10 protein-coding genes and 1 pseudogene are annotated in these 12,784 nt (G+C 67.7%); 5 read left to right on the forward strand and 6 right to left on the reverse strand.

The window, feature by feature from the left end; genetic code table 11:
* Positions 1-124: 124 nt before the first annotated feature.
* The 3 genes and pseudogenes from ACLJO0_RS33625 to ACLJO0_RS33635 all read right to left on the reverse strand — a co-directional run.
* A pseudogene (locus tag ACLJO0_RS33625) lies at positions 125-715 on the reverse strand (TetR family transcriptional regulator); the annotation flags it as partial.
* Between the two features lie 20 nt (positions 716-735).
* Complete coding sequence (locus tag ACLJO0_RS33630) at positions 736-1,149, reverse strand: PGPGW domain-containing protein (protein ID WP_410583036.1); 414 nt, start codon at positions 1,147-1,149, stop codon at positions 736-738.
* A gap of 76 nt (positions 1,150-1,225) precedes the next feature.
* Positions 1,226-1,864: a TetR/AcrR family transcriptional regulator gene (locus tag ACLJO0_RS33635; protein ID WP_410583037.1), complete on the reverse strand. Its 639-nt coding sequence runs from the start codon at positions 1,862-1,864 to the stop codon at positions 1,226-1,228.
* Between the two features lie 86 nt (positions 1,865-1,950).
* Between ACLJO0_RS33635 and ACLJO0_RS33640 the strand changes: the two genes are divergently transcribed.
* Together ACLJO0_RS33640 and ACLJO0_RS33645 are read left to right on the forward strand one after the other, a co-directional pair.
* Positions 1,951-2,778 (forward strand): NmrA/HSCARG family protein, encoded by an 828-nt coding sequence (locus tag ACLJO0_RS33640; RefSeq protein WP_410583039.1) that lies wholly within the window; start codon positions 1,951-1,953, stop codon positions 2,776-2,778.
* A 64-nt stretch (positions 2,779-2,842) separates the two neighbouring features.
* A complete protein-coding gene (locus ACLJO0_RS33645) occupies positions 2,843-3,184 on the forward strand; it encodes a YciI family protein (protein WP_410583040.1) in 342 nt (113 codons plus the stop codon).
* Positions 3,185-3,700: 516 nt separating this feature from the next.
* On the opposite strand, the gene ACLJO0_RS33650 is transcribed toward ACLJO0_RS33645, so the two are convergent.
* Both ACLJO0_RS33650 and ACLJO0_RS33655 read right to left on the reverse strand, forming a co-directional pair.
* Entirely contained in the window at positions 3,701-4,285 is a 585-nt protein-coding gene (locus ACLJO0_RS33650) for an FMN reductase (RefSeq protein WP_410583042.1), read from the reverse strand.
* The gene (locus ACLJO0_RS33655) at positions 4,282-5,361 is read right to left on the reverse strand and encodes an LLM class flavin-dependent oxidoreductase (protein ID WP_125797439.1); all 1,080 of its coding nucleotides are present in this window, start codon (positions 5,359-5,361) and stop codon (positions 4,282-4,284) included. The genes ACLJO0_RS33650 and ACLJO0_RS33655 overlap by 4 nt, the downstream gene beginning before the upstream one ends.
* A 135-nt stretch (positions 5,362-5,496) precedes the next feature.
* Here ACLJO0_RS33655 and ACLJO0_RS33660 point away from each other — a divergent pair, with 135 nt between their 5' ends.
* Positions 5,497-6,921 carry a glycoside hydrolase family 76 protein gene (locus ACLJO0_RS33660; RefSeq protein ID WP_410583043.1) on the forward strand — a complete coding sequence of 475 codons (1,425 nt, stop codon included), beginning with the start codon at positions 5,497-5,499 and terminating at the stop codon, positions 6,919-6,921.
* Here the strand turns inward: ACLJO0_RS33660 and ACLJO0_RS33665 are convergent.
* The gene (locus ACLJO0_RS33665; protein WP_410583044.1) at positions 6,905-7,846 is read right to left on the reverse strand and encodes a hypothetical protein; all 942 of its coding nucleotides are present in this window, start codon (positions 7,844-7,846) and stop codon (positions 6,905-6,907) included. The two genes, ACLJO0_RS33660 and ACLJO0_RS33665, sit on opposite strands and share 17 nt — an antisense overlap.
* Before the next feature lie 230 nt (positions 7,847-8,076).
* Here ACLJO0_RS33665 and ACLJO0_RS33670 point away from each other — a divergent pair, with 230 nt between their 5' ends.
* Both ACLJO0_RS33670 and ACLJO0_RS33675 read left to right on the forward strand, forming a co-directional pair.
* Entirely contained in the window at positions 8,077-10,128 is a 2,052-nt protein-coding gene (locus ACLJO0_RS33670) for a type IIA DNA topoisomerase subunit B (RefSeq protein ID WP_410583045.1), read from the forward strand.
* Between the two features lie 29 nt (positions 10,129-10,157).
* Positions 10,158-12,644 carry a DNA topoisomerase (ATP-hydrolyzing) subunit A gene (locus ACLJO0_RS33675; RefSeq protein WP_410583047.1) on the forward strand — a complete coding sequence of 829 codons (2,487 nt, stop codon included), beginning with the start codon at positions 10,158-10,160 and terminating at the stop codon, positions 12,642-12,644.
* The last annotated feature ends 140 nt before the right edge of the window (positions 12,645-12,784 follow it).

Consider the following 12,784-nt stretch of genomic DNA (forward strand, 5'->3'; position numbering starts at 1 on the left):
GGAAGGGAGCAAGGGACCTTTGCTCTCGCCCGGCGCTCTGACCTGCGCGAACGACGAGGCCGACCAGCTGGTTGCCCAGCCCTTCGGTCAGCGCGTCGACGAACATGTCGTGGCCGGCGGGCGCTCCGCGTTCGGCCAGAACCGTCGCCACGGCCTCGCCTGGGTTCGCGTACGGCCACAGGCCCGCGACGAGGATGAAGACCGCCTTCGCGAAGTGTCCGGCCGCTTCGGCGTCCAACGGGACCCGATCGCGGACGATGTCGGCGAGCCGTTCGGTCCGTTCACCCGCCCGGGTCTTGAACGCCCTGGCGGTCTCCACGGAGATGTTGCGTTCGAGCACGGCGGCCATCGTGCTGATCAGCTCGCACAGCAGGAGCTGCCGCGAGAGCGACTTCGCGATGACGGTCGCGACGCGCACTTCGCGCTCGTACCCGGGCTTCGCGGCGTCAGGCGCGCCTAGTTCGCCTTCGAGCTCGTCGAGCCACGCGACCCAGATCGAGTCGAGGACTTCCAGGAAGATCGCCTCACGGCTGTCGAAGTACCGCAGCACGTTCGACTTCGCCAGGCCGACCCGATCGCTCAGCTCACGCAAGCTGATTCGGGACACGGGCCGCTCGGCCAGGAGCTCGCGCGCCGCCCCGAGGATCGCCGTACGCCGGGCCTCCACCTGTTCCGGCCGCCGCGCGCGCTGGAAGTCGGGGGCCACGCGCCGCACGGTACCAGACCACCCGGCTGTTATTCGGCCTTCGCGGCCCTCCGGGCCTGCACCCGCTTGTAACTCCAGATCAGCAACGCGAACAGGATGAGCCCGGAGAGAATCAGGCTCGAACCGGTGCTCCAGCCGCCGAGCGGCAGCCCGGGCACAAGCGCCCAGACGACCCCCGCGGCCAGCAGCCCCAGCCCCGCCAGCACCGAACCCGCGATGCGCAGCGGCGACGAAACACTGTCCTCGGCCGCCTTCATCGCCCTGTCGCGGATCGGATCGACGTACTTCTCCACCACGGGGAACTCCGAGGCCAGCACCAGCAGACCCGCGAGCACCAGCAGCAGCCCCGGCCCGGGCAGCACGAGTAGCGCGATACCGACCAGCAGGAGAATGCCACCCGCGATCAGGATCAGGACCTGCTTCACGGGTTTTCCGATGCCCACCGTCGTCTCCTCGCCGTCGCCTTCCCCTCGATTGTGCCGGTCGGACCGGGAAAGCGCTGGTCCTGACCGGGTGGCGCTAGGAGTTCCGCCAGAGCGACTCGTACTCCCGCTGCTCCGGCGGGTCACCCGGGAGCGGCTCGACGGCGCCGGCCCGCAGGCCCGCGACGGCGATCGCGACCAGCCGCTGCCGGACGTTCTCGTCGTGATCCACCTCCGGGACCGGACCCCGCCTGCTGAACTGACCGATCAGCAGGGAAATGTCCAGGGTCGTGACGTCGCCGCGCAGTACCCCGGCGGCATGCGCGCGAGCGACCACCCGACCGGCGAGGTCCTGCGCGATCCCGGTGGCCTGCCACATCTCCTCGGTGGCCTCGATTCGCCCGGCGAGCGGCGCGAGGGCGCCGAAGCCGAACTCGACGCAGCGCTCGATGTACCTCGTGAGGCCTTGCCAAGGATCGTCGAGGGCCAGTGCCTCCCGGGCCGCGTCCGCGACGTGCGTCAAGGAGTCGACGCAGAGCCGTTGCAGCAGCTCGTCCTTGGTGCGGTAACGCCGGTAAAGGCTCCCCATCCCGATCCCGGCGCGTTCGGCGACCGCCGAGACGGGCGCGTCGAACCCGCGGCTGATGAACACCTCGCGCGCGGCTTCGAGCAGCTTGCGGCTGTTGCGGGCGGCTTCTGCCTGCCGTCCGCGTCGAGGCGGAGGGGAACTCGTCATGACCGGATCCTAGCCCTTGCGGAGTGATTCGCTCCGATATAGCTTAACGGAGCGAATCACTCCGATAAAACCCGCGAGGAGCTCACATGTCCCGATCCGAAGTCGTGCTCGTCCTCGGCGCGACCGGCAACCAGGGCGGCGCGACCGCCCGCCACCTGCTCGCCCGCGGCCGCCGCGTGCACGCGCTGGTCCGCGACGCGGGCAAACCTGAGGCCAAAGAACTGGAGAGACTCGGCGCGGTCCTGGTCGAAGGCGATCTCGACGCACCGGCCTCGCTGCGCGCGGCCATGACCGATGTCGACGGCGTCTTCAGCGTGCAACCCTTGGCATGGCAGGAAGAAACCCTCGCCGCCGAGGTCAGGCGAGGCCGTTCGGTGGCGGACATCGCCGCGGAAACCGGCGTCGGGCACCTGGTCTACAGCTCGGTCGGAGGCGCCGAACGCGAGACCGGTATCGACCACTTCGAAAGCAAGGCGGAGATCGAACGGCACATCGCCGCGCTGGGCCTCCCCGCGACCGTGCTCCGGCCGGTGTTCTTCATGAACAACCTGCTGCACTACGCCACCCCGCCCGCCGGCGAAGACCGCGTACTGGCCCTTCCGGTGGATCCCGCGAAACCGATGCAGATGATCGCCGCCGACGACATCGGCTTCTTCGCCGCGACGGCGTTCGAGGACCGCGAAGGCCTCCTCGGGCAGGCACTCGAAATCGCGGGCGACGAACTCACCTTCCCCGAGGTCGCGGCGAGCTATGAACGGGTCACCGGAGTCCCGACCCGCTTCGAACCGAAGCCGATCGAGGAGCGCATGTTCGAATGGTTCGACGAGAGCGGGTACGCGGCGGACGTCGCGGGGCTGCGGTCGCGCTATCCAGGACTCACCCGATTCGAGGACTTTCTGCGCGAGAACCTCTAGCGACCTGTCTGTTTCGGCCGAGACCGTTCGTCGGGGTGACGACAAGACCAGCCAAGGAGGACTGATGCGCTACCTGTTGCTGATCTGCGGGACCCCGTTCCCCGGCACGGACGACTGCGACGAACCGATGGACGAAAAGACGCAGGTGTGGGTCGACGAGATGACCGCTCGCGGGGTGCGGTTGTCCGGCAGCAGACTCCGGTCGGCGGCCACCGCGACCACAGTTCGCCACCGCGACGGCGAACTGCTCGTCTCGGACGGGCCCTTCGCGGAGACGAAGGAACAGATCCTCGGCTACGACCTGATCGAATGCGCCGATCTCGACGAGGCGATCGAGATCGTCTCGACGCATCCGGTCACGAAGTTCGCGACCGTCGAGATCCGGCCGATCCGGCCGACCCCCTGAAGCTCTCACCCTCGTGCATCGGGCCGGCCGCACAGTTCGACGTGGGTCGTGAGTGGCGTTTCGGGTTCTATTGAGGGGTAAGTCAAACGTGTCGTGGCGCGGGGCCAGTGTCGCTCCTGCGTACACGTTCTCCTGGTAGTGAAAGCCTCCTTGCCTACTCTGACGGTAGTGAAGGAGGCTTTCGCTACCGTCAGATGTGATCGCTGGTGACAGTGGGACGGCTGTGACCTCGGCGGCCGGTCGTGAAGTACATGAAGGCCCCCTTCCTTGCGCTAGACGCAAGGAAGGGGGCCTTCATGTACTTCGGCAAGACTTGACTCGCGTGCCTGGATGCCGCACTCGGGAGTGCGGAGCCTGAACACGCGCGTTCCGGGTCTGAGCACGCGAGTGCGGGTCGCGTCACCCGAGCTCACCGTCTCGCCCGAGCCACGACACGTTTGCCTTACCCCTCAATAACCCGAAACGCCACTCACGACCCGCGCTCGACCAGGCGAAGTGATAGCAAAGGTCCCTTGCTCACTCCCCCGCGCGCAGCAGCTGCTCGAACGGCACGAACCCGCTGTCCGGAGCCGCGGCCGCCCCTTCCGACGACAACCGGGCAGCCAGCTCCCGCCCCGCCCGCGAAGCCCGCGTGTCCAGATCTCCTGGAGACGCCCAGTCCGACGAAGCCGCGTACACCGCCGTCGCGACAGGCTCGGCGCGAAGGTAGGCGAAGAGCGGACGCAGCGCGAAGTCGAGCACCAGCGAGTGCCGTTCGGTTCCGCCGGTGGCGCCGATCAGCACCGGTTTCCCGTCGAGCGCCTTCTGGTCCAGCACGTCGAAGAACGACTTGAACAGTCCGCTGTACGACGCGGTGAACACCGGCGTCACGGCGATCAGGCCGTCCGCGGCGGTCACCGTGTCAATGGCCGCGCGCAGGGCCGGAGATGGGAATCCGGTCAGCATGTTCTTCGTGACGTCGATGGCCAGGTCGCGGAGTTCGATCACCTCGATCTCCGCGTCCGGCAGCGCGGTGGAAACCGCCGCGGCGAGTTTGTCCGCGAGCAGCCGGGTCGAGGACGGCTGGCTCAGTCCCGCGGTCACGACAGCGATCGTCGTCATGCCAAAACCTCCGAAGCCGAAAGCGAAGCGTGCGTGGGAGCTTCAGGCACGTGCGCCGGACGAAGCGAGTCAAGTTCCTTGCGCAGCACCGGAATCACGTGCTCACCGAGCAGATCGAGCTGTTCCAGCACGGTCTTCAGCGGCAGTCCGGCGTGGTCCATCAGAAACAGCTGACGCTGGTAGTCGCCGAAGTGCTCGCGGAAGGTCAGCGTCTTGTCGATCACCTCTTGCGGGCTGCCGACGGTCAGCGGCGTCTGCTCGGTGAACTCCTCCAGCGACGGCCCGTGCCCGTACACCGGCGCGTTGTCGAAGTACGGCCGGAATTCCCGCACCGCGTCCTGCGACTTCGGCCGCAGGAACACCTGGCCGCCGAGCCCGACGATGGCCTGGTCCGCCTTGCCGTGCCCGTAGTGCTCGTACCGCTCGCGGTACAGGTTGATCAGCGACTGGAAGTGCTCCTTCGGCCAGAAGATGTGGTTCGCGAAGAACCCGTCGCCGTAGTAGGCGGCCTGTTCCGCGATCTCCGGGCTGCGGATCGAGCCGTGCCACACGAACGGCGGGACACCGTCGAGCGGCCGCGGGGTCGAGGTGAACTCCTGCAGCGGCGTCCGGAACTTGCCGGACCAGCTGACCACGTCCTCGCGCCACAACCGGTGCAGCAGGTGGTAGTTCTCGATGGCCAGCGGAATGCCCTGCCGGATGTCCTGCCCGAACCACGGGTACACCGGTCCGGTGTTGCCGCGGCCCATCATCAGGTCGACGCGGCCGTCGGCGAGGTGCTGGAGCATCGCGAAGTCCTCGGCGATCTTCACCGGGTCGTTCGTGGTGATCAGCGTGGTCGAGGTGGAAAGGATGATCTTCGACGTCTGCGCGGCGATGTAGCCGAGCATCGTCGTCGGCGAAGAAGGCACGAAGGGCGGGTTGTGGTGCTCGCCGGTCGCGAAGACGTCGAGGCCGACTTCTTCGGCCTTGAGCGCGATGCGCACCATCGCCTTGATCCGCTCGTACTCGCTGGGCGCCTCCCCGGTGGCCGGGTCGGTCGTCACATCGCCCACCGTGAAGATTCCGAACTGCATGACCTGCTCCCTGGGCCGGGGTTACATTGCTTGAGCGTTCAACCTCACGCGCGCAAGAAGTATTCCAGACCATCGGCGCGAGCTGAAAGGGTGACTTGATCGGCCGGGAAAGTGGCCGCGCTCACACTCGAACCCATGTGGCTCACTTCCCTGCTTGTGACAACGTTGACATTCGCTCTCACACCGGCCACCACCACTCCCGAACCCACCGTCGCGGCCACGATCTGCGCCAAGTACTGCGACAGCCGCGACCCGGCATTGGCCGTCGGCGAAAGAAGACCCGGCACCGCGACGGTCTGGGGCCGCGGCATCACGCTGCATCTCTCCGACGGCGACGACATGGGCTGGGCCAGCGTCGGCAACGGCGACCCCGGCGACGAGGTCTGGCTGGATCGGTCCTTCGACGGCGGCCGCACCTGGGCAGGCGACAGCCGGATCGGTGACACGAAGATCCCCGCCGGTCAACGCGGCTGGCGGACCCTGATGTTCAACGTCGACGACCCCGCGACTCACCGTTTCGGCGCCCTTCGCGCTTGCGGGAAGGCAAGCAACCGCCCGGAAATCGCCTGCACATCGTGGTTCCGCACCACGGTCGCCGCGAACGACCGCGCCGAAGCGGCGGCGACCGCGCTCATGCAGTTCTACGACAACAGCACCGGCCTTTGGCAGACCACGGGCTGGTGGAACTCGGCCAACGCGCTCACCGCGATCCTCGACTACAGCACCCGCACCGGGTCGCCGAACTACCGCTACGCCATCGCCAACACCTTCGACCGCAACCGCGGCAACAACTTCACGAACGAGTACATCGACGACACCGGATGGTGGGCACTCGCCTGGATCCGCGCCTACGACCTGACCAAGGACCGCCGCTACCTCGACACCGCCGTCATCGCGGCGAACTACATGTACTCCTACCGCGACGGGACCTGCGGCGGCGGACTCTGGTGGTCGACGGCGAAGACGTACAAGAACGCCGTCACCAACGAGTTGTACGTCAAGGTGGCCGCGTCACTGCACAACCGGCTCCCCGGCGACACCGTCCAGCTCGCGCGGGCACGCGAGGTCTGGGACTGGTTCCGCACGAGCGGCATGATCAACGGCGCCGAATTGATCAACGACGGTCTGAACTCCTCCTGCGCCAACAACGGGCAGGCCGTCTGGAGTTACAACCAGGGCATCGTCCTCGGCGCGCTGGTCGAACTGAACCGCGCCACCGGTGACGCCGCCCTGCTCACCCGCGCCCGCCGGCTCGCGGACGCCTCCACCACGACGTCACTGCTGCACGCGAACGGGATCCTGCGCGACCCGTGCGAGTCCGGCGACTGCGGCGCCGACGGGCCGTCGTTCAAGGGCGCGTACGCCAGAGGGCTCGGCGAGCTCGACCGGGCCCTCTCCGGCAGGCCGTACCGCGCTTACCTGAACCGGCAGGCGAACTCGGCGATCGCGAACAACCGCACGTCGCTCGATCAGCACGGCCTGCGCTGGGCCGGACCGGTCGACAAGATCGACGCCGCCCGTCAGCACAGCGCGCTGGAGGTCCTCACAGCAGCTCTCTGAGGACGGGATCCGGAACATGCAGCCAGGCGCGGACCTCGGTCTCCTTCTCGTGCACGAGCACCTGCCGGTAACTCATCGTGTCGAGACCGGGGCCGCCCTGGTCCTGGACGTCCTCGTGGAACCGGTCCGAGACGAGCACCACCACGGGTGACTCGTCCGGCGCCGCGGCGAGCGCGTCCCTCAGCACCCGCGAATCGAGCAGCCGGGCGAGCAGCACCTTCGGGCGCCCCGTCACGCCGTACTCGTCGAGCGCGATCTCACCGGCGTGGATGGCCACCCTCACCCGGATCCGCAGGCCGGGCTCGGTGACCACGTTGTACCTGGCCAGTTCCGCGGTCAGCCGGGAAACCAGCGGGTACACCAGGCGGAACTTCGGGAAATGCGGCGGGACCACGACGATCATGCCGTCGCCGGTGTCGCGCTTCAGGCAGGCTTCCCAGGCGATCCCGCTGGCCTCGAAGGCTTCGGCCAGCAGGCCGAAGAGCATCCGCCGGACTCGCACGAAGATCTCGCTGCTGCGCCCGACCTGGCCGAATCCGGCGATGTCGATCGAGAACAACCCGCAGTGCATGCCGGACTCGACCCACGCCGTCTGCGGCGGATAGAGGATCTTCTTCCGCAGCAATGCGAGGTGGACGCAGGCCACGGTGACGAAGAGCATCGTGCCGAAAAGCCAGGCGAACGACAGCATCGCCTCCGACTCGCCTTCCACCGCCGCCCGTTCGAGCAGGAACGTCATCCCGACGGCGACACCGCCATAGCCCAGCACGAACAGCCAGAGAACCGCGCGCCGCAACCGGATCGCGGCATGCGCGACCGGTATCAACGCGAGCATGCCGAACGACCCGACGACCACCACGAAATACCAGAGACTCACGACGCGCTGTGCGGTCGAGACGCGTGTGGGACCGACTCCGACGGTCACCTTGTTCCCCCCGTCACCCTGTGACACCGGGAACGATAACGCCTCATCCACGCCGCTAGGAAGCCGCTTTCCCCAGCCGTGACCCGGCCACCGGGACGGCGTGATCCGCCACACCGGGGGCTCGGGAGGACGAAGCTGTCGGAGGGGACGGATATCCTCCAGTACGGTGTCGCGTTGAACACCACCTCCACGAGCTAGTTCGCGAGCCATGACTCCAGGAGAAGTACCCAGTGACTGCTGAGACCCTGTACGGGGCCGACGACCTGACGCATCTCGAGGGTCTGGAAGCGGTCCGCAAGCGCCCCGGGATGTACATCGGCTCCACCGACAGCCGAGGCATCAACCACCTGTTCTCCGAGGTCGTGGACAACTCGACCGACGAGGGTGTGGCCGGTCACGCCACGAAGATCGTGGTCACCCTGCACGCCGACGGCAGCGTCCAGGTCGACGACGACGGCCGCGGCATCCCCACCGGCACCCACGCCAAATCCGGTCTGTCCGGTGTCGAGCTGGTGCTGACGAGGCTGCACGCCGGCGGCAAGTTCGGCGGCTCGGGCTACAAGACCTCCGGTGGTCTGCACGGTGTCGGCGCTTCGGCGGTGAACGCGCTGTCGCACCGCTTCGACGTCACGGTGAAGCAGAACGGCAAGGTCCATCAGATGTCGTTCGCGCACGGCGTCCCCGGCGTGTTCGACGGGCCCGGCCCGAAGGCCAAGTTCACCCGCACCTCCGGGCTGAACGTCACCGGCAAGATGAAACGCGGCGAGCGCTCGGGCACGTCGATCCGGTACTGGTACGACTCGCGCTACTTCGAGACCGGCTCGTCGCTCGACGTCGAAGGCGTCCGCACGAAGATGCGCAACACCGCCTTCCTGGTCCCCGGCGTCACCTATGTCCTGCGCACCGCCGTCGACGATTCGATCAGCGAAGAGACCTTCCACTTCCCCAACGGCCTCGCCGACATGGTCGACTTCCTCGCCCCGGCCAGCGAGAAACCCGTCTGCGGCACGCTGATCATCAACGGCGAGGGCACGTACAAGGAGAACGCGGCCGACGCCAACGGTGTCATGCAGTCCAATGTGGTGCGTCACGCGGAGATCGAGGTCGCGCTGCGCTGGGGCACCGGCTACGAGCGCACGGTGGAGTGCTTCACCAACACCATCCGCAACGTGCACGGCGGCACGCACCGCCGCGGTTTCGACCGCGCGGTGCTGAAAGCCTTGCAGGACGCCATTTCCAAAACCCGCGGGCTGCTCAAGCCCAAGGAGGACATGCCGACCGTCGAGGACGTGCTGGAAGGCATGACGGCGGTCGTCCACGTCCGGCTGCCGGAGCCGCAGTTCACCTCGCAGACCAAGGACGAGCTGTCCACCGCCGGGATCACCCGCGTCATCCAGGGCGTCGTCGACAAGCACATCCGTGCCTGGACCGAAGAGCGCAAGACCAAGTCCGAGGCGAAGGTCGTGCTGCAGAAGGTGGTCGACGCGGCACGCGTCCGGCTCACCCAGAAACAGCAGAAGGACGCCGCCCGGCGCAAGACCGCGCTCGAAGGCGCGGCCATGCCGCCGAAACTGGTCGACTGCCGCACCACCGGCGTCGCCCGCAGTGAACTGTTCCTCGTCGAGGGTGACAGCGCGCTCGGTTCGGCGCGGATGGCGCGCGTGTCGGAGTACCAGGCGCTGCTTCCCTTGCGCGGCAAGATCCTCAACGTCCAGAAGGCGTCGCTCGGCGACACTTTGAAGAACGCCGAGATCGCCTCGATCGTGCAGGTGCTCGGCGCGGGCAGCGGGCGCACGTTCGACCTGACGACCATGCGCTACGGCCGGGTGATCCTGATGGCCGACGCGGACGTCGACGGTTCGCATATCCGCACGCTGCTGATCACGCTGTTCGCCAAGTACATGCGGCCGGTGATCGAGGACGGCAGGCTCTACGCCGCGATGCCGCCGCTGCACAAACTGGTCACCAAGGGCCGTAACCCGGAGACCCATTTCACCTTCAGCCAGAAGGAGATGGAGACCAAGTTCGCGGAGCTGGAGCGGGCTGGCAAGCAGATCGTCACGCCGGTGCCGCGGTTCAAGGGTCTCGGCGAGATGGACGCCGACGAACTGTGGGACACCACGATGAACCCGGCCACCCGCTCGGTCCGCCGCATCACCCTCGACGACGTCGAAGCCGCGGAGAACGCGCTCGAACTGTTGATGGGCGAGAAGGTCGAACCGCGCCGCAACTGGCTGGTCGAATCCTCCGACCGGGTCGACCGCGAAGCCATCGACGCCTGATTTCGCTGCTATTCAAGGAGCTTTGAGCAATGGCACGCCGTAAGGGCACCACCACCAAGGTCGACCCCTCCGCGTTCGACAAGCCCGGCGCGAACGTCTTCGACAACTCGCTGAAGACGGAGATCGAGGATTCGTACCTGGAGTACGCCTACTCGGTCATCCACTCGCGGGCGCTCCCGGACGCGCGAGACGGGCTGAAGCCGGTGCACCGCCGGATCATGTACTCGATGAACGAAAACGGCTACCGGCCGACGCACGCGTACGTGAAGTCGTCCCGCGTGGTCGGCGACGTGATGGGCAAGTACCACCCGCACGGCGACACGGCGATCTACGACGCCATGGTCCGGCTCGCGCAGGACTTCTCACTCAACGTCCCGCTGGTCGACGGGCACGGCAACTTCGGCTCCCCCGACGACGGCCCGGCCGCCTCGCGGTACACCGAGGCGCGGCTGTCCCCCGAGGCGATGCTGCTGGTCGGCGAACTCGGCGAGGACACCGTCGACTTCCGGCCGAACTACGACGGTTCGCTCGAAGAGCCATCGGTGCTGCCCGCGGCCTTCCCGAACCTGCTGGTCAACGGCACTTCCGGGATCGCGGTCGGGATGGCGACCAATATGATCCCGCACAATCTGACCGAGGTCATCGGCGCGGCGCGGTGGCTGATCAACCACCCGAACGCCACCCTCGACAAGCTGATGGAGTTCGTCCCGGGCCCCGACCTGCCGACCGGCGGTTCGCTGCTGGGCCTCGACGAGGTGCGCCGCGCGTACGAGACCGGCCGCGGTGTGGTGCGCATGCGCGCCAGCGCCGAGACCGGTCCGCTCGAGGGCAGCCGCGGCCGCCAGGCGATCACCGTCACCGAACTGCCGTACGGCGTCGGCCCGGAGAAGGTGATCGAGAAGATCACCGACGAGGTCAACAAGTCCAAGCGGCTCACCGGGATCGCCGACGTCAAGGACCTCACCGACCGCGAGAACGGCACGCGGCTGGTCATCGAATGCAAGGTCGGCGTGAACCCGCAGGCGCTCCTGGCGGATCTGTACCGGCTCACGCCGCTGGAGCAGTCGTTCGGCATCAACAACCTCGTGCTGGTGGACGGGCAGCCGCGGACGCTGGGGCTCAAGGCGCTGCTGGAGGTCTTCCTCAGCCACCGCTACGAGGTCGTCACCCGCCGCACGCGCTACCGGCGCCGCAAGCGTGAAGAGCGGCTGCACCTGGTCGACGGTCTGCTGATCGCCCTGCTGAACATCGACAAGGTGATCAAGCTGATCCGCGAGAGCGACAACGCCGCGGCCGCGAAGGACGGCCTGATGAAGCGGTTCAAGCTCTCGGAGATCCAGGCGACGTACATCCTGGACACCCCGCTGCGACGGCTCACGAAGTACGACCGGATCGAACTCGAGGCGGAGCAGGACAAGCTGCGCGAGGAGATCGCCGAGCTGTCGAAGATCCTCGACGACGAGTCGGTGCTGAAGAAGGTCGTCTCGGCCGAGCTGGCCAAGGTCGCCAAGGACTCCCCCACCGAACGCCGCACCGCGCTGATCGACGGTGACCTCAAGGAGGTCCTCGCCGCGTCGAAGCCGTCGGGTCCGCTGGAGGTCGCCGACGATCCGTGCCAGGTGATCCTTTCGGCCACCGGGCTGGTCGCGCGGACGGCGGCGGAATCGGAGGAGGCGTCGGAAGTGCGGCGCCGCAACGGTCGCGTCAAACACGACTCGGTGGCCGCGGTGGTCCATTCGACCGCACGCGGTCAGGTGCTGCTGGTGACCAACCGCGGTCGCGCGTTCAAGACCGACGTGCTGCCGCTGCCGGTGCTGCCCGAGCAGGCGGGCACCGTCTCGCTGCGCGGTGGGATGGCCGCGAAGGAACTGGTACCGCTGGAGAAGGGCGAGCGTGTCATCGGCCTGGCTCCGCTCGGCGATCAGGCGGCCGGCTCCCCCGGTCTCGCGCTCGGCACGAAACACGGTGTCGTGAAGGTGTGCGCGCCGGAATGGCCGGTCCGCTCGGACGAGTTCGACGTGATCAGCCTGAAGGACGGCGACGAGATCGTCGGCGCCACCTGGCTCACCGACGGCGACGAGACGCTGGCGTTCCTGTCGTCCGAAGCGTCCCTGCTGCGCTACCCGGCTTCGCTCGTGCGGCCGCAGGGCCTCAAGGGCGGCGGCATGGCCGGGATCACCGTGCGCGGTGAAGCGGAAGTGGTCTTCTTCGGCGCGATCCGCACCGACGACGCCGAACACGGCGAGCCGATGGTCGTCACCGCGACCGGCGCGAGCGTGAAGGTGACCCCGTTCAGCGAGTACCCGGCCAAGGGCCGGGCGACCGCCGGTGTCCGGGCACAACGGTTCCTCAAGGGCGAAACGCGGCTGGTCGTGGGCTGGATCGGCCCGCGCCCGGCCGGTGCGTCGCGCACCGGTGACCCGGTGGAGCTCCCGGAGGTCGACGTCCGGCGCGATGGCTCCGGCCACGCGCACCCGGGCCCCGAGGTCGTCGGCCACCTGATCGAACGCGACTGACCCGCCCGCCCGTGTCCGCAATTAGTCACCTACTTGCGGCCACCTCCGGCGCTCCCCACCCAGCGCAAGCGCAATGAAGGGGCCTTTCGTAGCAAATTTTGCTATGAAAGGCCCCTTCAGTGCGCGCGCGCCGGCCGTCT

It is taken from the genome of Amycolatopsis sp. lyj-108, from assembly GCF_046549005.1.
Classification (GTDB): Bacteria; Actinomycetota; Actinomycetes; order Mycobacteriales; family Pseudonocardiaceae; genus Amycolatopsis.